The sequence below is a fragment of the Streptomyces sp. NPDC104309 genome (assembly GCF_055584025.1).
Genome location: NZ_JBVJMV010000027.1, coordinates 90,382 through 110,462, shown reverse-complemented (window position 1 = coordinate 110,462; position 20,081 = coordinate 90,382). Strand labels below are relative to the sequence as shown.

22 protein-coding genes and 1 pseudogene are annotated in these 20,081 nt (G+C 69.2%); 12 read left to right on the top strand and 11 right to left on the bottom strand.

Going from position 1 to position 20,081, the window contains the following annotated elements; genetic code table 11:
- Window positions 1–341: 341 nt before the first annotated feature.
- The 3 genes and pseudogenes from ACZ68L_RS31590 to ACZ68L_RS31580 all read left to right on the top strand — a co-directional run.
- Window positions 342–527: pseudogene (locus ACZ68L_RS31590) on the top strand (transposase); the annotation flags it as partial.
- Window positions 528–729: 202 nt separating this feature from the next.
- Window positions 730–1,338, top strand: coding sequence for an ArsR/SmtB family transcription factor (locus tag ACZ68L_RS31585; protein ID WP_469583626.1), 609 nt, complete (start codon window positions 730–732; stop codon window positions 1,336–1,338).
- The gene (locus ACZ68L_RS31580; RefSeq protein WP_469583623.1) at window positions 1,335–2,651 is read left to right on the top strand and encodes an MFS transporter; all 1,317 of its coding nucleotides are present in this window, start codon (window positions 1,335–1,337) and stop codon (window positions 2,649–2,651) included. Before ACZ68L_RS31585 ends, ACZ68L_RS31580 begins: the two co-directional genes overlap by 4 nt.
- 341 nt (window positions 2,652–2,992) lie before the next feature.
- Here ACZ68L_RS31580 and ACZ68L_RS31575 read toward each other — a convergent pair whose 3' ends face one another.
- The 3 genes from ACZ68L_RS31575 to ACZ68L_RS31565 form a co-directional block, all read right to left on the bottom strand.
- The gene (locus ACZ68L_RS31575) at window positions 2,993–3,142 is read right to left on the bottom strand and encodes a hypothetical protein (protein WP_469583618.1); all 150 of its coding nucleotides are present in this window, start codon (window positions 3,140–3,142) and stop codon (window positions 2,993–2,995) included.
- 32 nt (window positions 3,143–3,174) lie between these two features.
- Entirely contained in the window at window positions 3,175–3,318 is a 144-nt protein-coding gene (locus tag ACZ68L_RS31570; RefSeq protein WP_469583616.1) for a hypothetical protein, read from the bottom strand.
- A 237-nt stretch (window positions 3,319–3,555) separates the two neighbouring features.
- A complete protein-coding gene (locus ACZ68L_RS31565) occupies window positions 3,556–3,837 on the bottom strand; it encodes a transposase (RefSeq protein ID WP_469583613.1) in 282 nt (93 codons plus the stop codon).
- On the opposite strand from ACZ68L_RS31565, the gene ACZ68L_RS31560 reads away from it, so the two are divergent.
- Complete coding sequence (locus ACZ68L_RS31560; RefSeq protein WP_469583608.1) at window positions 3,790–4,812, top strand: esterase/lipase family protein; 1,023 nt, start codon at window positions 3,790–3,792, stop codon at window positions 4,810–4,812. The two genes, ACZ68L_RS31565 and ACZ68L_RS31560, sit on opposite strands and share 48 nt — an antisense overlap.
- A gap of 385 nt (window positions 4,813–5,197) precedes the next feature.
- Window positions 5,198–6,106 carry a hypothetical protein gene (locus ACZ68L_RS31555; RefSeq protein ID WP_469583602.1) on the top strand — a complete coding sequence of 303 codons (909 nt, stop codon included), beginning with the start codon at window positions 5,198–5,200 and terminating at the stop codon, window positions 6,104–6,106.
- Window positions 6,107–6,147: 41 nt separating this feature from the next.
- Here ACZ68L_RS31555 and ACZ68L_RS31550 read toward each other — a convergent pair whose 3' ends face one another.
- Together ACZ68L_RS31550 and ACZ68L_RS31545 are read right to left on the bottom strand one after the other, a co-directional pair.
- Entirely contained in the window at window positions 6,148–6,975 is an 828-nt protein-coding gene (locus tag ACZ68L_RS31550) for an Lrp/AsnC family transcriptional regulator (protein WP_469583599.1), read from the bottom strand.
- A complete protein-coding gene (locus tag ACZ68L_RS31545; RefSeq protein ID WP_469583598.1) occupies window positions 6,972–7,127 on the bottom strand; it encodes an AsnC family protein in 156 nt (51 codons plus the stop codon). The genes ACZ68L_RS31550 and ACZ68L_RS31545 overlap by 4 nt, the downstream gene beginning before the upstream one ends.
- 156 nt (window positions 7,128–7,283) lie before the next feature.
- Here ACZ68L_RS31545 and ACZ68L_RS31540 point away from each other — a divergent pair, with 156 nt between their 5' ends.
- From ACZ68L_RS31540 to ACZ68L_RS31530, 3 genes are all read left to right on the top strand, one after another.
- Entirely contained in the window at window positions 7,284–8,768 is a 1,485-nt protein-coding gene (locus ACZ68L_RS31540) for an MFS transporter (RefSeq protein ID WP_469583595.1), read from the top strand.
- A gap of 108 nt (window positions 8,769–8,876) precedes the next feature.
- Complete coding sequence (locus ACZ68L_RS31535; RefSeq protein WP_469583592.1) at window positions 8,877–9,626, top strand: amidohydrolase; 750 nt, start codon at window positions 8,877–8,879, stop codon at window positions 9,624–9,626.
- Window positions 9,627–9,737: 111 nt separating this feature from the next.
- Window positions 9,738–10,085 carry a hypothetical protein gene (locus ACZ68L_RS31530; RefSeq protein WP_469583589.1) on the top strand — a complete coding sequence of 116 codons (348 nt, stop codon included), beginning with the start codon at window positions 9,738–9,740 and terminating at the stop codon, window positions 10,083–10,085.
- A gap of 74 nt (window positions 10,086–10,159) precedes the next feature.
- Here the strand turns inward: ACZ68L_RS31530 and ACZ68L_RS31525 are convergent, their stop codons facing one another.
- The 3 genes from ACZ68L_RS31525 to ACZ68L_RS31515 all read right to left on the bottom strand — a co-directional run bounded on the left by ACZ68L_RS31525 (window position 10,160) and on the right by ACZ68L_RS31515 (window position 14,450).
- Window positions 10,160–11,266, bottom strand: coding sequence for a C45 family autoproteolytic acyltransferase/hydolase (locus tag ACZ68L_RS31525; RefSeq protein ID WP_469583586.1), 1,107 nt, complete (start codon window positions 11,264–11,266; stop codon window positions 10,160–10,162).
- Window positions 11,263–12,894 carry an amidohydrolase gene (locus tag ACZ68L_RS31520; protein ID WP_469583583.1) on the bottom strand — a complete coding sequence of 544 codons (1,632 nt, stop codon included), beginning with the start codon at window positions 12,892–12,894 and terminating at the stop codon, window positions 11,263–11,265. Before ACZ68L_RS31520 ends, ACZ68L_RS31525 begins: the two co-directional genes overlap by 4 nt.
- Before the next feature lie 122 nt (window positions 12,895–13,016).
- Window positions 13,017–14,450, bottom strand: a complete 1,434-nt coding sequence (locus ACZ68L_RS31515; RefSeq protein ID WP_469583581.1) for a purine-cytosine permease family protein — start codon at window positions 14,448–14,450, stop codon at window positions 13,017–13,019.
- A 241-nt stretch (window positions 14,451–14,691) separates the two neighbouring features.
- Here ACZ68L_RS31515 and ACZ68L_RS31510 point away from each other — a divergent pair, with 241 nt between their 5' ends.
- Window positions 14,692–15,672, top strand: coding sequence for a serine/threonine-protein kinase (locus ACZ68L_RS31510; protein ID WP_469583575.1), 981 nt, complete (start codon window positions 14,692–14,694; stop codon window positions 15,670–15,672).
- Here the strand turns inward: ACZ68L_RS31510 and ACZ68L_RS31505 are convergent.
- Window positions 15,642–16,031, bottom strand: a complete 390-nt coding sequence (locus ACZ68L_RS31505) for a CU044_5270 family protein (RefSeq protein ID WP_469583573.1) — start codon at window positions 16,029–16,031, stop codon at window positions 15,642–15,644. The two genes, ACZ68L_RS31510 and ACZ68L_RS31505, sit on opposite strands and share 31 nt — an antisense overlap.
- A gap of 70 nt (window positions 16,032–16,101) precedes the next feature.
- Between ACZ68L_RS31505 and ACZ68L_RS31500 the strand changes: the two genes are divergently transcribed.
- Together ACZ68L_RS31500 and ACZ68L_RS31495 are read left to right on the top strand one after the other, a co-directional pair.
- Entirely contained in the window at window positions 16,102–16,272 is a 171-nt protein-coding gene (locus ACZ68L_RS31500) for a hypothetical protein (protein WP_469583571.1), read from the top strand.
- 195 nt (window positions 16,273–16,467) lie between these two features.
- Window positions 16,468–17,295: a nucleotidyltransferase domain-containing protein gene (locus ACZ68L_RS31495; protein ID WP_469583569.1), complete on the top strand. Its 828-nt coding sequence runs from the start codon at window positions 16,468–16,470 to the stop codon at window positions 17,293–17,295.
- A gap of 724 nt (window positions 17,296–18,019) precedes the next feature.
- Here ACZ68L_RS31495 and ACZ68L_RS31490 read toward each other — a convergent pair.
- Window positions 18,020–18,574, bottom strand: a complete 555-nt coding sequence (locus ACZ68L_RS31490) for a hypothetical protein (protein WP_469583567.1) — start codon at window positions 18,572–18,574, stop codon at window positions 18,020–18,022.
- 363 nt (window positions 18,575–18,937) lie between these two features.
- On the opposite strand from ACZ68L_RS31490, the gene ACZ68L_RS31485 reads away from it, so the two are divergent.
- Window positions 18,938–19,210 carry a hypothetical protein gene (locus tag ACZ68L_RS31485; protein ID WP_469583565.1) on the top strand — a complete coding sequence of 91 codons (273 nt, stop codon included), beginning with the start codon at window positions 18,938–18,940 and terminating at the stop codon, window positions 19,208–19,210.
- A gap of 494 nt (window positions 19,211–19,704) precedes the next feature.
- On the opposite strand, the gene ACZ68L_RS31480 is transcribed toward ACZ68L_RS31485, so the two are convergent.
- Window positions 19,705–19,839 (bottom strand): hypothetical protein, encoded by a 135-nt coding sequence (locus tag ACZ68L_RS31480; RefSeq protein ID WP_469583562.1) that lies wholly within the window; start codon window positions 19,837–19,839, stop codon window positions 19,705–19,707.
- Window positions 19,840–20,081: the final 242 nt, after the last annotated feature.

Sequence of the window (20,081 nt, the reverse complement as noted above, 5' to 3'; positions counted from 1 at the left end):
AGTCGCGTATCCCAATTAGCGGTCGAGTCGTCGCGGGGCTCCGGGCGGCCAAGTTCTTTGAGCCATCAAGCGGCGACAAGCTCACAGCCATACCCAGAACCCCTGGGCTTCCCCGATCCTACGAATGATCAGATCCGACCCGCTTGAAAGGTAGGACAAGCTCAGGCAGCCCGGCAGTAGAGGCGTGTAGGCCGCTGATCGCCGCCCCGGGCGCAAGGCAGGCACGAGCCTGAGGTGATCATGGAGGTCTCTACGCTCAGTGATCACCGGAGGGCTCGTGCCCGTCCTGCCATCTTGCCTGCTCGCGCCCTTGTGGAACCAGTTCGCGGCGCTCCTGCCCCGCACACGGCTCCGGCCCGGGCAAGACCCGCTGGGTCGTCGAGCGCACCTTCGCCTGGCCCCACCAGTTCAAACGACTCCGGACCCGTTACGAGATACGCACCGACCTCCATCTCAGCCTGCTCCAACTCGCCTGCATCATCGTCTACTTGAGACGACTCCGAACCGCATTCTGGCCAGTTCTCTGATCTCTACGCTGCCGCGGCCCGGGATCAGATGATTCACCATGGGTTCTTAGCCGAGCCGCTGCCGGCCGAGTATGGCGAACCGAGCCGTCGCCGTTCCGAGCGCTGCACCGAGGCTGCTGACGAGAAGCTACCGACCAAGACCGTCGCCCGCCACAGACGTGAGAGTCGACTCTCACGAATTGCGAGAGGAGACTCTCACATTATGGCCTCCAATAATCGCCTGGGCGATATCGAGATCACCGACCCCCAAGCCATGCGGGCCTTGGCACATCCGGTTCGGCTGGCGATCCTTGACCACCTCCAGCGGCATGGGCCGGCGACCGCGACGCAACTCGCGCCCGACGTGGGAGCGACGCCGTCGGTGACCAGTTGGCATCTGCGCCACTTGGCGAGCTTTGGACTGGTCCGCGACAGTGAGCCAGGCCCGGACCGGCGCCAGCGACGGTGGGAGGCCGTGGCACGCGGCTTCCGATTCGAGGCACCGCAGGGCCCAGCCGATGAAGAAGGCCGGTCAGCCGCGCGGGTGCTGTCGCAGCAGATGTTCCTGCGTTATGCAGACCTCCCGAGCCAATGGGCTGCCGAGGTCGAGCCCGAACTCGATCCGGCGTGGCGCAGGCTGGCCGGGCTGGCCAACACCCGCGTCGTCGTTTCGGCTGAGGAACTCGCCGCCATCGAGGACGGGATCGAGCGCATGCTCGCGCCGTACGTGACTCGTGACCCGGCCGAGCGTCCTACGGACGGCCGTGGTGTCCGGCTGATGCGCTACGTCCTGCCGGAAGGTGCCGAGGAGCAGACCGGTCAGACGCCGTGAACAGCCCAGACCGGACCGCTGCGATATCCCTGTGGCGGGATCGACGGTTCCGCCGCTTCTGGGCCGGTCAGTCGGTCTCACAGTTCGGTGACCGGATCACCGAACTGGCCCTGCCCCTGATCGCCATCAGCGCCCTGAACGCTTCGGCCAACCAGGTGGCGTGGCTGACCGCACTGATCTGGACCCCGAACCTGCTCGCAATCTTTCTGGGGGCATGGGTCGACCACCGATCCCACAAACGCCGCCTGATGATCCTTGCCGACCTGGTGCGCGCCGCAGTACTGCTCAGTGTCCCGGTGGCCTACCTGTTAGGGGCGGTGACCCTCGGACAGTTGTACGCAGTGGCGCTGCTGATGGGCACAGCCGGGGTGCTGTTCAACACCGCCTATCCGCCGTTCTTCGTGCGCCTCGTGCCGCGCGCGTCCTACGTCGAGGCGAACAGCAAGCTCAGCGCCAGCCGGTCGGCATCGTATGTCGCCGGCCCGGCCATCGGTGGCGTTCTGGTCCAGGCGCTGACCGCACCCGTCACCGTCGTCGTGGATGCCCTGACCTTCCTGGTGTCGGCGGTGCTGGTCGGTCGGGTTTCGGTAGACGAGCCGCCTGCCGCCTCCGGCAATGAAGCGGCGCCCTCGCTGTTGCAACGTGCCCGAGAGGGAATGGCGTTCGTCGTCCGTCACCCAGTGCTGCGGGCGGCTCTCGGGTGCGCAGCGACCGTCAACTTCTTCACCTTTGTCGCGGGCAGCGGGCTGATCGTGCTGTTTGCCAACCGGAGCCTCGGGTTGTCGGCGGGGGCGATCGGCATCGCGTTCGGGATCGGCGCGAGTGGTTCCCTCCTTGGCGCGGTGTTCGCCCCGAAGATCTCGCGACGGTTCGGCGTGGGGCGCAGTATCGTCGTGGGCGCGGTGCTGTTCCCGGCGCCGATCGCCATTGCCGCCGCCGCAAGTGGCCCGCTCTGGCTCGGTGCCACAGCCTTGGCCGCAGCCGAATTCCTGTCTGGCTTCGGTGTCATGCTGTTCGACGTCAACCTCAACTCTCTCCAGGCCGCTGTGATTCCCGACGGCATGCGCAGTCGCGTGGCCGGCGCGTACAGCACGATCAATTACGGCACACGCCCAGTCGGCGCCATCGTCGGAGGGCTGCTCGCCACCCTCATCGGCCTGAGGGCGACCCTCCTCATCGCCGCTGTCGGTGGAACCCTGTCACTGCTCTGGCTACTGCCCTCGCCGATACCCCGCATCCGCTCCCTGGCTCCGAACAGCCCTGCCGATACACCTGCTGACACGGACGACGGCAATCGACCAGTACCTCGTTGATCCGCCGGGCTTTGGCGATGACCTACCGGGACCACCTGGACTACGACCTTTATCTGGGCAGGGACAGAGCCGCCGCCGACTGTCGGACCTTGTGGTCTCGTCGTCACGCCGCAGATGGTTTGGCCCCGGCGGCCTGATCGAAGTCGGCGTTGCTGCCTGCTCGTACTTCTACGAGCGCAATGGGCGCACGACGCCGTCTGGTGATCGGCGAGCTGGGCATGGAGCCAGCATGCGTCGTCCTCCAGCGCCGTATTGCGCAGGATCAGGACCTGGATCTGCTTCGGGGCAGACCGGCCCTGTCGAAGGTCTCCCGAAACAGCTGCCCGCGACGGGTCGTCGAGCTATTCCATGTGTTCCCGGAGTCCGGCTGCTGCGGTCTCGGGCGAGGCGAAGAACTGCCAGTGGGGACCGATGCCGGGCTCCGGTTGTCCCGACCAGCTCAACTCGACCAGCGCCCAGCGGATCGGGTTCTCGGCGATTTCGAAGGCCACGTGGTCTCGTTGGCCGCTGTACGCGACTGCCGTCAGCGGACGCTGAAGTCGCACCGCAACAGGTCCGGCACCGGCACCACTGACGGCTCGGGGACCGTGGTGCGGACCTTCTTGCGCAGGTGGAAGCCGGCGGTGACCCAGGCGCGCATGAGGCGGGCAACGCACTTGTGGTTCACCCACACCCTGGCATCCCGCAGTCAGGCGGTGACGCACGGCGCCGTAAGCGCCGTCGGACTCGGTGTGGATCTCGGCGATCCGCTCCGCGAGTTCGGCTTCCGCCCGGGCCCGCTCACCGTGCGCGTGAGCGCCGTCCAGCCACCGGTAGAAGCCCGAACGCGAGACCTGCAGCATCCAGCACAGCCGCTTGACGCCGAAGGCGCCACGGTGATCGTCGACGAACTGCAAGCGGCTGCTCACCGGCTGGTCTCGCCCGCAGAATACTTCGCGGCCCTCCGCAGGATCTCCCGCTCGAGCTCAAGTGCCTTCACCCGCGCTCGCAGCTGCCGGTTCTCCTTCTCCATCGCAGTGGCCTCCGCCGCCCCGGGCCGGGCGGCCTGCCCGGCATCGCGTACCCAGACCCGCAGCGTCTCGCGGCTGATGCCCACGTCCTCGGCCACCGACGCGTACGTCCCACCCGGGGCGGCGTGATGCAGCGCGACAGCATCGGCCCGGAACTCAGGCGAGTACTTCGACATCCCCAACGGGAACTCCAGTCCTATGGATCCTCACGATCCAATGATCAGGGTGTCCACGATCAACGGGCAACGCCCACCTTCCCCTACGACTGGTGGCTGTCCAACCAGGACTCCGCACAGCGGCTGGCGGAGTTCACCGAACGCGAGCTGGGCCGATGGCGCGAGGAGCCAAGGGGCGCGGGCGCAGTCGAGGAGCCCAAGGCGGTGTTCGTCTGCCACTCCATGGGCAACCTGGTAGCCCGCTACTACCTGAAGGTCCTCGGCAGCCGGGAGAGCGCCCGCTCGATGGTGACCATCGGCACCCCGTACGCCGGTGCGGTCCAGGCACTGACCGGCACCCTTTTCCGCCGCAAGGCGCTGAACCTGGCCGGACGGCTGCGCGAAAGACTGCTGCGCGCCGCCCGCAGCATGCCGTCCGTCCACGAACTCCTGCCCACCTACCAGTGCGTGACCGGTCACCCCGACGGCACCCGCCTGGACACCGTCGGCGCCCCCGGCCTGGACACCGAGATGGTCCGCCGCGCCTTCGCCTTCCGGAGCACGCTCGACGCGCACGTCCGCAAGAACGCCGCCGCCGACCGCGCTGCCGGCGCCGGGCCGGCCTACCGGGTGTTCGCGGCCGGCGGCCGCGGAATGCCCACCGACGTCTCGCTGAGCCTGTCCCGCGGCGAGCCCCGTTGTCGTGACCGGTTCAAGAGCGACGGCTGCTGGCAGGGAGACGGGACCGTGTGGTGCATGCCGGCCACCCCTCCCGAGTGGCCGGACACTGCGCATACGGACTGGTACCCCTGCGGCCACACGGCCCTGGCCAAGGGCGAGCTCCTGCACGGCCGGCTGCGCGACCGGTTCGACGCTCTCGACGTACGCCCGTACCAGCCCTCGGGGTCTCCTTCGGCATCGAGGTGCCCGCGGTCGTGCGGGCCGGTGAACCGTTCCCCATCAAGGCAGTCTCCGAACACGACGGGCTGCTGCTGAAGCGGCTCTGATCACCCCCGACGGACCTCCCACCGGCGACGCCTGGCGTCTGCTGACCACCGCGGAGGGCGTCTTCCGCGCCACCACCGTCGTAGCCGCACCCGTGCAGAAGGAGACGCTGCTGGCGCTGGAACAAGTCCGGTGCAGGCGTCACCACGCCCGCGTATCGGAGTGCTGAAGTGTTCCGGGGCTATTGCACGAGGAAGGGGCCGGGCCCGGCCGTCGAAGACGCGGCAGGCGGCGGGGACAGTTGCTGCCCGCCGCGGTGGCGCGGATCTCTCGGACGGAACCTGGCCGGTTTCGTGCCCGCCCTGTTCCCCGCAAGCGGCGTTGGGCGTTGACTGGTTCACGAACACGGGTTCCGACCGAGAGTAAGGAACATGTGATGCCCCCTGTGCAGCCGAGGGACTCAGCACCGCTTGCGGTCGGCGGCTCCCCAGGTGAAGACGTCTCCGCCGCCGGGGGCAGGACCCCGTTCGACGACACCTACAACCAGCCGGACCCACGCGCGTACTTCCGTGCGCTGGGGCCTTGGGAGTACCAGACCCCTCACCATGCGCAGGGCGTGTTCCGGCGCATGCTCAGCACAAACGGATCCTCGAGAGACGCGGCAGGCCCGGCCACGGTGCTGGACATCTGCTGCTCGTACGGCATCAACGCCGCTCTGCTCAACCATCACCTCACCTGGAACGACCTGTACACCCACTACACGTCCCCGCACGCCGACACGCTGACCACCGCCGAGTTGATCGATTGGGACAGGGCGTTCTACGCGGCTCATCGGCGCTCGGACACGGTTCGCATCGTCGGGCTCGACGCCGCCCCCCGTGCCGTCTCCTACGCTCGTGCGGTGGGCCTGTTGGACGACGGGTTTGCCGAGAACCTGGAGACCGCACCGGCAGGCCAGGCTCTGCGTCAGGCGGTACGGCATACCTGCCTGATCACCATCACCGGCGGAGCCAGCTTTCTGTCGCCACGCACCTTCCGGCCCCTGCTGGAGAACGTTCACGGCCCCGTGCGGGTCGCTGCGTTCGTACTGCGCACCGGCTCCTACCAGCCCATTGCCGACTGTCTGAAAACGTACGGCCTCACCACTGAGAAATTCTCCGAGCGCACCTTCCCACAGCGACGCTTCACCAGCCCGCAGGAGCAGCAGTACGCGGTCACCGCGGTCATCGCGGCCGGTGAGGATCCGCGCGGCAAAGAGAGCGACGGCTACTTCCACACCACGCTGTACGTGTCAGGCCCCGCGACGGACGCGGTGCAATCCCCATCGGTCGCCCCGCTCGCCTAGGGTCTTCGTGGTCGTCGCCCTCGGGGTCATCGCCCCCGTGTTCACATCCGTGCGGAGGCTCCCGCCCTCTTGTAGGTGCGCAGGAGCAGGAATGTCTCGGCGGAGTCGAGGCCAGGTCCGGTGAACGCGCGGGTCATGAACTCCCGTAGCCGAGCCATGGAGACGTGGCTCGTGTAGCCGAGGACGATACCGCGTCCGGTGGTCAGTGCCAGGTGCCGTACGGACGGTTCCCCTGCGAGGCGGCGCACCGTCTCATCCAGCTCTCCCGGCCGTACGGTGAGCTGGAAACGGGCCTCCACCGGGTAGCCCAGCACGGCCGGTTCGGCGAGCAGCCGCAGGTGAAGGGTGTGAGAAGTCATCAGGCGTGCGAGGCGTCTGCGGGCCGTGGTCTCGCCGACGCTCAGCTCGCGGGCGAGCCGGGTGAGCGCCATCCGCGCGTCCTGTTCGAGCAGAGCGACGAGGGTGCGGTCCAGTGTGTCGAGTGCGGGTGGGGGTGGCAGGGGGCGTCCCTCGCTGACCGTGCGTCGTACGAGGGTGGGTTCGGGGTCCAGGGGCGACCAGTCATTGGCGGTGAGAAACAGGTCGAGGACCACGGATGAGTGGACTCCGTGTACTCCGTCGAGCGTGCCGATCCCCTCGTCGATGACGGTGAGCAGTTGGCCCTGGTCGCGAGCCTGCAGTTCGGCGAAGACCTGCGGTTCGCCCGTGGCGACTTCGACGGCCCGGATGTCCGGGCGTTTGGCCAGGGCTGCGGCGACCTGACCCAGGTGCCCCGAGGCGGAGGTGACGGCGAGTTCGGCGACGATGCCCTCGCCCAGGTATTCCGGAACCAGGGCGGCGGTGAACCGGACGAGGCCGGTTCTGGTCATCCGGTCGAGTCGACGGTGCGCTCGTGCACGCCGATGCGCTCGCCGACATCGGAGAGAGCCGCGCGGGGTTCGCGGCCGAGCACACGCAGGATCGCGTGGTCGATGTCGTCGAAGGAGTATCGGGAGCCGTGCGGGGTCGCCGTATCCGCCATGTCGCCTCTCTCGGTGGCCTGATTCCGCCGCTCATGAGCGTGTCACGCCTGCATCAGCCGACTGTGCAGCACGCTGTTGCCCCCGAATCGGCTGGTGGCCGACATTGCAGTACGCATTCCGCCCCTTCCGCTGCTCGTCAGAACGGGTCACCATCGATGACTGAAACTCGCGCTGCTGTGCCGTCGGCGCCACATGCCGCTCTCCACCTCACACCACCGGTGCCCGTGATCGCCTCGGTGGCTCTGGTCGAGCTGTCGAGCGGGATCACGCAGGGGTTCCTCTCCCCCTTGCTCCAGCGGCTGACCGGCACGCTGCACGTGGCGGCGGCCGACCTGAACTGGCTCAGCATCTGCAACCTGCTGGCCAGCGTCGCCTTCACGCCGGTGCTCTCCCGGATGGGGGATCTCCACGGTCACCGCCGGATCCTGCGCTGGACCCTGGCGATCGTCCTGAGCGGATCGCTGATCGTCGGGCTGAGCACGTCGTTCAGCATGCTGCTCGTCGGGCAGGTGCTCCAGGGGGCATTCGCCGGCTTCTTCCCCCTGCTGGTCGGCATCCTCCGCAACCGCACGGGCGACGGAGAGAGCAGGCGCGGCATCAGCTTCATGGTCGCCGCACTCGTGGGCGGACTCGCGCTCGGTCTGGTGGCCAGTGGTCTGGTCGCCCAGTACGTGGCGCAGCCGACCGAGGCCCTGTGGGTACCGGCGGTGGGTGTGGGTGCGGCGCTGATCGTCACCTGGCCGCTGTTGCCCGAGAGCGACCACCGGCCGGGCGGCTCCGTGGACTGGCTCGGCGGCATCGTGCTGTGCGCGGGCCTGGTCGCGATCATGCTGGGACTGGGCAAGGGCGGCACCCCGGGGTGGGCCTGGGGCTCACCGGCCACCCTGGGGTGCCTGATCGGCGGAGCCGTGCTGACCACCCTGTTCGCGCGGATCGAGCTGCCCTGCGCAGAACCGGTGATCGACGTACGGCTCTTCGCACACAGAAGCGTCGTTGTGATCTCTTTGGTCGCGCTGACGTTCTCCTTCTGCATGATCGGTCTGCAGGTGGCCAACCCGGTGTTCCTGAGCACCTCCAGGGAGGTGTCCGGCTACGGTCTGGGGCTCACATCGCTTGGCACCGCCTTCGCCATGCTTCCCTACATGGCAGCGCTCGCGATCGGTTCACTCGCCGCCCCCGCGGCGGCGGGCCGGATCGGCGACCGGCTCGTGCTCGTGCTCGTGCTCGTGCTCGTGCTCGTGCTCGTGCTCGTGCTCGTGCTCGTGACAGGATCGCTCCTGATGGCTTCCGGGTACGCGGGGGCCCTGCTCGCCCACCGATCGCTCTGGCCCTTCCTGGTGACGACCGTGGTGTCCGGGATCGGCTGCGGTTTCCTGCAGCACTCCACACGCAGCCTCGCGGTCGCGCTCGTCCCGCACGACCGGACATCGGTCGGCTCGGGCATCAACGAACTACTGATCAACGTGGGCGGATCGCTGGGCGCGGCGGCCGTTCTGGCCATCTCCGCGAAGGCCACTCCGGTCGGCAGGCCTCTTCCGCGCCTGGGCGCGTACACCACCAGCTGGACACTGTGCGTCGCCGTCTCACTGGCGGGCGCGGTGATCGCACTCTTCCTGCGCCGGTCGCCCGTCAAGGGCTGACCCAGCACTCCTGCCGCCGGTTCCGGCCCGCTTCCCTGCCCTCTGTCCTCTGTTGTCCGTCCTGCGCCCTCAGCCTTTCGCCCTCAGCCTTCCGCTGGAGACACGTCCATGAACATCTCTGCACTTCGTGAGCTCAGCCGCACCGCCCTGACCTCCCGCCAGGACCGGATGACCGCACTCAGCCACAGCCTCCACGCCGAACCCGAACTCGCCTACGAGGAGTACCGATCCGCCCGCAAAATCGCCGACGAACTCGAACGCGGCGGCTTCGATGTGACCCGAGGTGTTGCGGATCTGCCGACCGCGCACACGGCGACCGTCGGATCCGGCGACCTCGTGATCGGGATCTGCGCCGAGTACGACGCCCTGCCGGGTATCGGCCACGCCTGCGGCCACAACGTCAACGGCGCCTCCGCCACAGCCGCCGCACTCGCACTCGCATCTCTCGCGGACGAGATCGGGGTGACCGTGAAGCTGCTCGGCACCCCTGCCGAAGAGTACGGCGGCGGCAAGGCCGACATGCTACGAGCCGGTCTCTTCGACGATCTCGCCGCGGCCATGATGGTCCACGCCGCACCCCAGGACGGTGTCGGCATGACGTCGCTGGCCATCAGCAGCTGGAAGGTCGCCTACACCGGGCGCACCGCACACGCCGCGGCCATGCCGCACCGCGGTGTCAACGCCGCCGACGCGATGATGATCGCCCAGGTCGCGATCAGCGCCTACCGGCAGCAGATGCCGCCCGGCGGGATGGTGCACGGCATCGTGACATCGGGCGGTGAAGCCCCCAACGTCATCCCCGGCCGCACCACGGCGGCGTACGACTGCCGGGCCGAAACCGCCGAAGACCTGAGCTAGCTCCAGACCCGCATACGTGCCTGCTTCGAAGCGGGCGCCCTCGCCACGGGAGCGGACCTGCGTCTGGAAACCGTCGGCAACGACTACGCCGACCTGCGCCAGGACATGGCCATGGCGGGCCTGTACGGGGACATCGTCCGTGACCTCGGCCGCCCGGTCCGGGACCACGATCTGTCGCTACGTGCCGGCTCGACGGACATGGGCAACGTGTCCCACCTGGTGCCCACCATCCATCCGATGATCGGCTACGACTGCGGCGACACGATCATGCACAACCCCGATTTCACCCGCTACGGCACCAGCACGGGCGCGGACCGCGCGGTTCTGGAGGGCGGTCTGGCCATGGCGTGGACGGCGATCGGTCTCGCCACCGACACCGCACACCGCGCGTCGCTGCTCGAACGCCTCGCAGCGCGGCGCAGCGGGGCCGGCCGGAACGCAGTGGCCGCAGCGGAATGACGACCGTCACACCAAGCGGTGCATGCCGTACGGGGACAGCGCGAGCTCCCGTCGCGAGAAGGGCTGCGCCCGCATCATCCGGCGGTGAGCGTGCGCCAGTCGCGCGAACCCATGTCGGCGGGCGTGCCGTCGAGGATCCTGGCGGTGCGCGTCGCGGGTTCGAGGCTGACGGTCGCGAGGCTTGCCCAGCGTTGGCCGAGCGGCTTGTCCAGGTCTGGCAGGCAGGTCACCGGTGGTTCACCGTCGCGTGTCACGAGGCAGCCCGCAAGGTCGTCGGGCGTGGCCGGCGGTTCGGTGCGCGCGAGACGTGCGCGGACGAAGTCGTATCGTTCTCCCGAATCGGGCTGGTAGAGCCATGTCTTCTCGTCCGCGGCGGGGCCCGGCGTCAGGAAGTGGTTGGTGCGCACCAGCATGCCCTGTTCGGGCTGCGTGGGGAACACACCGACCGGGCTCAGGTCGAGGAGGACGGCGTCCGTCTCGTCGAAGAGCGCGAACGAGCCGGACGATGCCAGCGGTGCGCTGCGGACGATCTCCACGGCCTCGGCGACACTGCCTGCTTCTTCGAGGACGATCGCCGCGAGCACGTGCACGGGGATGCCGCCGATGCTGTCGCGGAGATGCCCGAGGATGTTGAAGTGCAGGGCCAGGCCGGCGCTGTTGACGCCGATCTTGCCGAGGATGCCGTCTTCGGTGAGACCGACGAAGTCGTGGCGGCCGCCCCGTACCTCCAGTGTGTGCCACAGGGCGCTGAGTTCGATGTGCCAGTCCCACGTCTGGACGCCGAACGTGCGCGGCGCCGAGCGGCCGTCGCCGACGATGCGGCGCACGATCGTCGTGCATTCGCCGGGCGGCACGATGGCGCTGCGCGCCAGGATCTCGGTGCGCGCGTTGAGGGCCCCGATGCGCCATGGCTCGGCGCCGGCCCCGTGGGCGATGCCTTCGATCTCGGCACGCGCTCCCGGGCGGAACCGTCCGATCGCGTCGAGACCGCGCTCCGCGTCCTCGCGTACCTGGGCGGGGGCGATGGAGCCGAGGGTGAAGAGCCGGTCGTACGCGTCGATCGCGGCGGGGATGCCGTCGCGCAGTCGCTCGCCACGGGCGACGCCGCGGTCGTACGGGTCGGCGGCGGCGGCCCTGACGTGGCGGCGGTGGTGGGGACGAGGGATTGACGTCGTGGTCACGAGCGTCCTTTCGAGGTGTTCGTGTGGATCTGTACCGCACCGCCGACGACCGTCGCGAGGACGGCATTGCCGGGCTGTGCTTCGGGGGCGAGGTCGAGCGGGTTGGCCGCGAACACGGTGAGGTCGGCGAGGCAACCGGGCGCGATCCGTCCGAGTTCGGCGGACGCTCCGGCGGCGTACGCCGCCGCGGCGGTCATGCCGGTGTAGGCCTCGCGTGCCGAGATCGCCTGCCCGGGCTGAACGGGTGCCGCGTGCGGCTCCTCGACCGGGCGGCGCAACTGGCAGTCGGCCAGGGCGATGCGCGGATCGCCGGGGCCGATGGGCCAGTCGGAGCCGAGGGCCACGACGGCGCCGTGGTCCAGGAGGTCGCGGGTGCGCCAGCCGTGGGCGACGCGGTCGGGCCCGATGCGCCGCGACCAGTTGTCGGTGCCGTCGGCGCGCGTGTGCCGGGTCGCGTGCACGGGTTGGAGACTTGCGACGACGTCGAGTTCCGCGAACCTGCGCACCAGGTCGTCGGGGATGGACTCGATGTGCTCGATGCGGTGCGGGGCGCGGGCACCCGGGCCGACTTCCTCGATGACGTCGAGGGCGAACCGGACGGCCCGGTCGCCGATCGCGTGGGTCGCGGTCGGGACGCCGCGCTCGGTGAAGAACCGCATCGCGGCACGGTACGCGTCGGTGTCGCGCCACAGGGGTTCGCGGTTCTCGCCGTGGATGTCCGGGTGTTCGAACCATGCTGTGCCGTTGTCCGCGGTCCCGTCGAGCATGAATTTCGCGCCCTCGACGTGCCAGCGCCGCCCTCCTTGGCCCTGGAGGTCGGCGATGTGCTGCCAGACGTCCGGCGGTGAGTCGGCCGGTACCAACGGAGAGCAGCGGATGCGCAGCGGCAGGTCCCCGTGTTCCTCGATGTACCGGTACACCGCTTCGGAGGGGTCGGAGAAGTCCAGCGCGTGCAAGCCGGTGAGGCCGCTGCGCGCGAGGCGTTCGAGCTGGTGGCACACGTACTCGGCGGCGGTGTCCACCGGCACTTCGGGATAGTGGTCGAATACCAGCTCCATGGCCTGGAGTTCGACCACAAGTCCGGTCGGGCGACCGTCAGGGCCGACCTCGATCGACGAGGCGTCGGTGAACGTCTCGCGGCCGCTCAGACCGGCGATCTCCACGGCGCGAGGGCTCACGACGAGAGCGTGCGCGTCGCTCGTCATCAAGGAGATCGGCCGTCCGGGGAAGTGCTCCGCGAACACGGTGCCGGTCGGGTCGCCGTCGAACACGTTCACATCGAGGTCGTATCCGGTGATCCACTCGTCCGTCGCCCGCGCGTCCGCGGCTGCGGCCAGCCGGACGAACACCTGGCCGAGGGTGGTGGCTCCGGACAGGTCCACGCCGCTGCCGGTCGAGATCGACCCCCATACAGGGTGGGCGTGGACGTCGGTGAGGCCGGGCAGGATCACGGCGCCCGGGAAGTCGTGGACGGCCGTGCCGGGACCACGCAACGGTTCGAGGTCCGACGCGGCGCCGACGGCGATGATCCGGCCGTCGGCGATCGCGACCGCGTTCGCGGACGGACCGGCCGTGTCCGCGGCCAGATGTTCGACATGGTGAGCGAGTGCGATGACGTCGGCGTGCACAGGGCGGTTCCTTCTGGTCCTGCTGCGTTCGGTGTGCGGGTACGGCGAGCGCGGGGCGGCTCGTCGGCGGGGCGCCTCACAGCGCGACACCCTGCCCCGTGGAACAGGTCGAAGGGCGCGCGTCAGGTCCGCGGGATGCTTCGCAGGGCGCGGGTCATCGGCCAGTAGACGGCTGCGGCGGCGATCATGCCGGACGGGATCGCCAGGTCGATGTCGCCCAGCGCTTTCGCGATCGGGCCGGTCCAGAAGCTGGTGTTCACCCACATCGCGGATGTGAGGCCACCGACGACGAGCGCGAGGACTCCGGCCCAGTGGACGCCGCGGTGGTAGCAGAACGGACCGCCGCGCTGCTGGCCGAGCAGATCGGTCCCGTTGTAGCGGTTGCGCCGCAGGACCAGGTCGGTCACGGCCACCGCCATGGCTGGGCCGGTCACGACGACCACGAGCTGGAGCATGGTGTTGACGCTGGTCAGGAAGTCGAAGACGAGGATCGCGTACAGCGTCATGGCGGTGCCGAGAACGCCGATGATCAGGACCGCCGGGATGCGCGCGAGGCGGACGCCGACCGACTGGATGGACAGACTGGCGCTGTAGGCCGTCATGCCGTTGTTCGTCATGGTGTTGACCACGACCGCGATGACGAAGACGGGGATGAACCAGCCCGGCAGGACGCTCTCCAGTGCGGCTTCCGGGTCGCTCATGTCGAGGCTGGTTGCCGCGAGCGCCCCGACGGTGGTGAAGATGGTGCTCGGCAGGTACGCGCCGAACGCGGTCCATCCGGCGACGGCGACCGGGCTGCTGTCGCGCGGCAGATAACGGGCGAGATCCGGGCTGTTGCTGTACGAGAGCGGCGTGGAGGCGATGATCGCGAGACCCGTACCGAGTGCTGCGGCGAGTGCGGCCCCCTTGAGTGGCTCGGCCGGTATGTAGGACCAGTCGGCCGCAGCGAGCACGTACCCCGTGACGACCACGAACACCATCGTCAGGAGGACGCTGAGTGCGGTGTAGAGACGGACGATCGTCGCGTATCCGAAGATCGCGATGAGCAGCGTTCCCCCGGCGATCAGACAGATGACGACCGCGTCGGTGACCGAGCCGTCCGGCAGGCCGAACCGGCCGGCCAGACCGATGCCGGCGACCGAGGCGGCCGACCAGTTCAGGGCGAGGTAGGCGGCGGCTATGAGCCAGCCGGTCAGGACGAGCACCACTTTGTTCCCCACGACCCCGTACATCGCGCGGGAGATGACCGACCCGCTCGTGCCCGCGGCCGGACCGCTGGCCGCGACGATGCCCGTACAGATCCAGAGCAGGTTCCCGACGAGGATCACGCCGAGCGCCTGCGGGAGCGTGAGTCCCATGAGAATCAGCGTGGCGCCGACGACGAAGCTCAGGTAACTCACGTTCGGCGCCGCCCAGACCGCGAACAGCTGGCGCGGCCGCCCACCACGCTCGTCCGCCGGGACCAGACCGATGCCACGGGTTTCCAGCTGTCCCGCACGCTCGGAGCCGCGCCCGTCGGAGGGGCTCACGGAGGAGGTGTCGTTCGTCGTCGCCATCGAGGCCTCTCGGGTCCACCGGCCGCACGACACTATTGGGCGCGTGACCAACAAGCTATTGGTCACACATCCAATAGCTACTCCTCCGTGACGTCAAGACCTCATTCCGCAGAAACCGCAAGCTGCCCTACGAGCGCCGCGTGGGAGATCGCGCGGACCGCCGCTCTCGCATCACGCCGGAACGCATCGCACAGCCGAGGTCCGCCACCGAGCCGTCCACGCCGCGCCGCAGCCGGCGGGCGTGCCAGAAGCGGTGCGCCCCCTGGTGGCGGCCTGCCTGGACAAGGACCCGGCCCACAGACTGTCCGCCGACGTGGTCCTTGCCGCGCTGGGTCCCACCGAGCACCGCGCGCTGCTCACACCCGGCCTGCGGGAGGATCTCGCCGCGCGGGAGGCACACGCCGCCGTCCTGGTTACCGCACCCACCGTGCACGTCACCCCGCCGGACGCGGCGGCCCCTGGCCGACCGAGCCGCCGCCGGTTCCTGTGGATCGCCTCGGCCGGCGGAACCGCCGCCGTCGGCGCGGGCTCGGCAGTCCTGGCCGGGTGGAGGCCGAAGCCCTGCCGCACCCCGGGGCTCGGCAGCGGCAGTGCGAGAACCACAATCCGCCCCGGCGCCAACGGCTCGACGAGCGGGCTGCTCGCGGCCTTCGACCCGGCAACGGGCCGGAGCCTGTGGAACGTGCGGACCGCCGCCCAGGGGAACCGGGGCTACGACCGGTCCGGCAGGACCCTCTGCTACCTCGACCCAGTCATGCACGCCATGGACTCCCGAACCGGCGCGGCCCTGAGGGCGACGGGTTCCGGTCTCAGCCGGTTGCAGTTCCTGGGCGCCGTGCACGGTCTGTTCCTCGCCGCAGAACCGAAAGGGCTCTACGGATTCCATGCCGACAGCGGCAAGCAGGTCCGGCACCACCCGGTCAGCGGAGGCGCGGGCTCCTGGTCGGCGTTCCTCGTCGACGGCCGGCTCTTCGCCGGCTGCTCCGGCAAGCTCTTCTGCCGGTACCAAAGGCATAGCGCCCCTGGATCCGATGTCACGTCAATTCAGGGATTTCAGCCAGGGCTTGGTTCCACGCGACGACCGCCGCGCGGGCTGACGGCCTCACCGGCGCCGGGGACCGGTGAGGCCGTCAGCCGGAGCGGTCGGCAGGTACGTGGATGCCGCGCTACGTCCTCCTCGACGCGGGGGTCTCACCGACGCGGTCGACCGCGGCGTTGGTAAGGACCGCGGAGGCGCCGACAACGGTCCTGGCCGGGCCGGCGTCGCTGTCTTCGGCAGGAGGTGCGTTCACCGAGGAACGCGCACGTGGCCCGGTCGAAGAGCCACTGCGTCCGCTGTCCATGTGCCGTACGGGCGAAGGCGACTCCTTCGCGTCCCGTGGCATCGGCGGCCTCATGGATCACTGCGACTCCGGGGATCCTCGCGGCGGCCTGGTAGAGCGCGGCGCCCACCCGCGGCGGCGCCCAGGTCTCGGCCAGCAGATCCCCGATCGCGGCGAATGCCCGCCGGTCCGGGTCCTGGCCTTCTCCGCGGGTCTCGACACGGATCGGTCGCAGCAGGACGTCGGGGTCGGTGGACACGGCAGTCCGTGTCCCTGTCACTGTGCTGGGAGCCGCCGCCGGCAGACGCACACGCTCGCCAGCGGTCTCGGTGTCCGTGGACGGCGGCGCCTCATGGAACCGAGTCCCGGTCGAGCAGCGCACCGTCACGATCCGCAACCCTCACGTGGGCACCGGGGTCTCCCTGTGCGCGGAGCTCACCGACACCGGCGGGAAGAAGGCCCTCACCCAGACCGTCGTCAATGCCTACCGCACCCAGTGATCCCGAAGTACGGCCGGATGCAGGGCACGTGAGGCCATGACCTTCCGGAATGAGCCATCGACGTGGGACACACCGATTGCCCCATCATGTCGGCGGAAATCGGATCCGGCTGTGCAGAGGCCACGCACGGCCGGATCCGACGACCGACGGCGTAAACGGGTGGCCCGGCGTGTTGCCGACTGCGAGACTCGCTCCATGCAACTGATCGTCGAGAACATGGCCAATCGCCTGGCCGAAGTACCCGGTGTGATCGGAGTACTGCTCGGCGGCAGCCGCGCGCGCGGGGAGCACCGGCCGGAATCGGACTGGGATCTCGGCGTCTACTACCGAGGCGCGCTCGACCTCACCGCATTGCGCGGGCTGGCCGGCCGCGATGTGGAGGTGGCCGGCCCGGGCGGCTGGGGACCTTGGGTGAACGGGGGTGCGTGGCTGCGGGTCGACGGTATGGCGGTGGACTGGATTCTGCGGGACCTGGACCGGGTCGAACAGGTATGGGCGGACTGCCGCGAGGGCCGGTTCGAGGTAGGCATACAGCCGGGCCACCCCCTCGGATTCTGGTCGCCCTGCTATGCGGGCGAGGTGGCGCTCGGTCAGGTACTGGCCGACCCGACGGGCGAGCTGAAAAGCCTTCAGCGACAGACCAGTGCCTACCCTGAGCCACTGCGAGAGGCGTTGAGGGCGGGAGCCTGGGAGGCGGAGTTCCTCGTCGACGTCGCGACGAAGGGGGCAGCGCGGGCGGACACGCTCCATGTTTCGCTCTGCCTCTCCCGGGCATTCGGCGTCCTGGCCCAGGCGCTGTTCGCCGACGATCGGCGTTGGTGCCTCAACGAGAAGGGCGCGCTGGCTGTCGCCGAGACGCTGCCGGGCGCACCAATCGATTTCGGACGGCGAGTAGATCGCCTTCTGGGGGCTGCCGGGGAGACCGCCGAGTCGCTCGCCGCAACGGTGGCGGAGGCACGGGTGCTCGTCGAGGAGACCCGTGCCTCACTGGGCCCCGTCCTGCCGGTCGAGTCCGGTTCCTGAGCCGAGGTGTCAGCGGCCTCGACGGCCACGGCGTTCGATGCCGACCGCGTTGCGAGGCCGGGGTCATGAAGGACAGCGATGCGCTGCCCCGGCCCTCGCCGATGTCCGTGCCGCAAAGACAGGCCGACTCGCTGAGACGCTGAGTCTCCGTCGAACCGAGCCGCGAAGGCGCTCATGCCTGGGCGGAGCCTCGGAAGGAAGACTCTCCTGATGCCGACTACGCGGGTCTCTCCGATCCTGACAGCCCCGCAGTTCACCGACGCCGATCCGTAGTCCGGGATGCCCACGCTGTGCGTCAGGGGTTGCTGAGCGGCGATGACTGTTTCCCTGAGCTGGTCGCCGGGGCGCGGACGCCGGATGGCAACACGGCATGCCGGGGTGCGAGTTCACGCTGCGGCTCGGGAGGGCCCGTGGGGTGGCCGGTCGTGAGGTGACCGGTTTCCGGGGCGGCCGGGACGTGGACGGCGTCTGCCGCGCCGGTGCCACGTCGTGCCGCCCGGGTCGCCGGGCCCTGCCGAGGGGGACCTGTCCAGTTCCGAAGGCCGGCGACCGGTGGCCGGTCCGGCTGCTGCGGCCTGGCGGGCGACGCCTCGCCGTTCGGCTGCCGATTCGGCGGCGTGGCAGGTGTTGTGCGTCATCGGGTGCTGGTCAGGTGTGAATGTCCGGGCGGGAACCCCGGCCCGATTCCGGCGGGCCGGGGTTCCGTGTCAGGTGAGTGACTCGGTTACCACTTGCCCTCGTGGCGGTGGTCGATCACCCGGAAGCTGCCCACGACACCGTCGTGGACCCACACGCCGCCCCGGACGTGGCCGGGGAAGACGCCGTCGCTGGAGCTGTGAGGTCCGACGGTGGCGATGGGGGCACCGTTGTCGCAGGTGGCCCCGCGGAAGACCTCGACGGTCCGGCGGCTGTCGTTGCGGATGTTGAGGCTCTTGGAGCCGAGGCCGCTGACTACGGTGATGCAGCCGCCACGCTCGTCGGAGTACGTGCGCTCGTTGATGTGGATCCGGCCTTCGTAGCGCTCCTCGTGGCCACGACGCTCGTAGCCACGGCCCTCTTCGCCCCTGCCCTCATTGCCCCTGCCCTCATTGCCCTTGCCCTCGTTGCCCTTGCCGGCGTCGCCGCCGTTGAGGGCCGAAACGGGGGCGGCGGCCTGCTGGACGACGGGGGCGGCCTGGGCCGGCTCGGAGGTGGCGGCCGACGCGTAGGTGATGCCGGTGGCGGCCAGGGCCGCGGCGGCCGCTACCGCGGCGGTAACAACGGTGGAACGGGTAGCCATATCACTTCTCCTGTCTCAGAGAGGCCGACTGAGCAGCCGACCCGAGATTGAACGTACTAACGGCCCACATACCTGTCATATCGGACATGTTGACAGGAGGGGGCGGATCACCGATCGAGCGACAAAAGGTACGCCAAATGCTATTTCCCAACAATCCGATTGTTTTTCAACTGGGCTCGAAATTTCGCGAGTTGATGTGTCGTTAGCCTGTCCGGGCGACATACTGATTCCCGCTCACCCCGGCGCCGGCGTGTCTGTCTTTGACACCGCCCAAAATTCACGTCACGCCATCGCTCCGCACACCCGCCATCCACACCCCGACCTGCAACAACGGGCCGGACAACCAATGCGAAGGCCTCGGGCGTGCAGCGCAGAAACACCACGGACGACCCACAAAGGGGCGAGACGCGGTCGCCGATCCGCACCGGGTCCGCCAAGGCAGTGCTGGACACCGTCCAGGACGGCGATTCCATCGAGAACTGGCTGCGCGAAGGCAGTGAACGCCTCGCATCCGACGCACTCCGCTCGCCGTCCGACGCCGTCGAAGCGATCACGCACAGCGCAGGACCCATCCACAAGCGCATGCACAACAGCGGCAAGAGCTCAGGGCTCGACCCCATCGTCGACACTGGCTGACGGAATGCCTCGCCTGCCATCGGATTCCGCATCTCGGCCGGTCAAATCACTCTCGGCCGCAAGCCGTTCGGCATCGACATCACACACGAAAACCGACAGCGGAGCGTTACCCGCGACCCCGCGCAGGCCACCGCCCCCCGCGGACGACGGCTCTCGCCCTTGGGTGCGAGTGGAGGAGCTGCACCAGAACCTCGCCGATCCCCACCCGACTCCCTCGGACAAGGGGGCACGAACAGCCCGAATATTCGAACGCGCGCTGCGGCAGCACAGCAACCCACCCGGCCCCGACACCATGGGCCGCAGCACCGACCGCCCGACGGTGTCGTGCGACGCCCTCGACGACGGCGCCCGTCGCCCTGTCAGACCCCACCCCAGAAGCTCGTTGAATCATCGGGGGTGCGGTCACCAAGAATGACGGAATACGCAATCAACACGATGAAGGGGAAGGCGATGACGTCGATCCACATCCACGTGCGTTCTCCGGCAACCCACGGTCAGGTGATCGAGGTGGCGTAGGCCGACACCGCGACCACGCAGAACGTGAGCACGGCCGGCCTGATTCGGTGCTTCTTCTTCACGGGCAACGAGTACCCACGCGGCACGCCCGGCGTATGCCGCTTCCGGTCCACCCAGAGCGCTCCCACCAGCCGCCGTCGCCACCCAGGCCGTTTCACGAGTGATCCGGCCCGGTGTTCCGTCCAGCCCAGCCGTCTTCGGTCTCGTACCAGGGCCGGTGACCCGATACGCCCGAGTCCCGGCAGGCCGTCCACGCCCCCATGCTTTTGCGGCACCCAGCCCGGCATGAACACCCCCCTCGTTCCGACTGCGGCACTGTGTGACGCCCCGCGCCGTCCTCGCGACATCCCTGGGC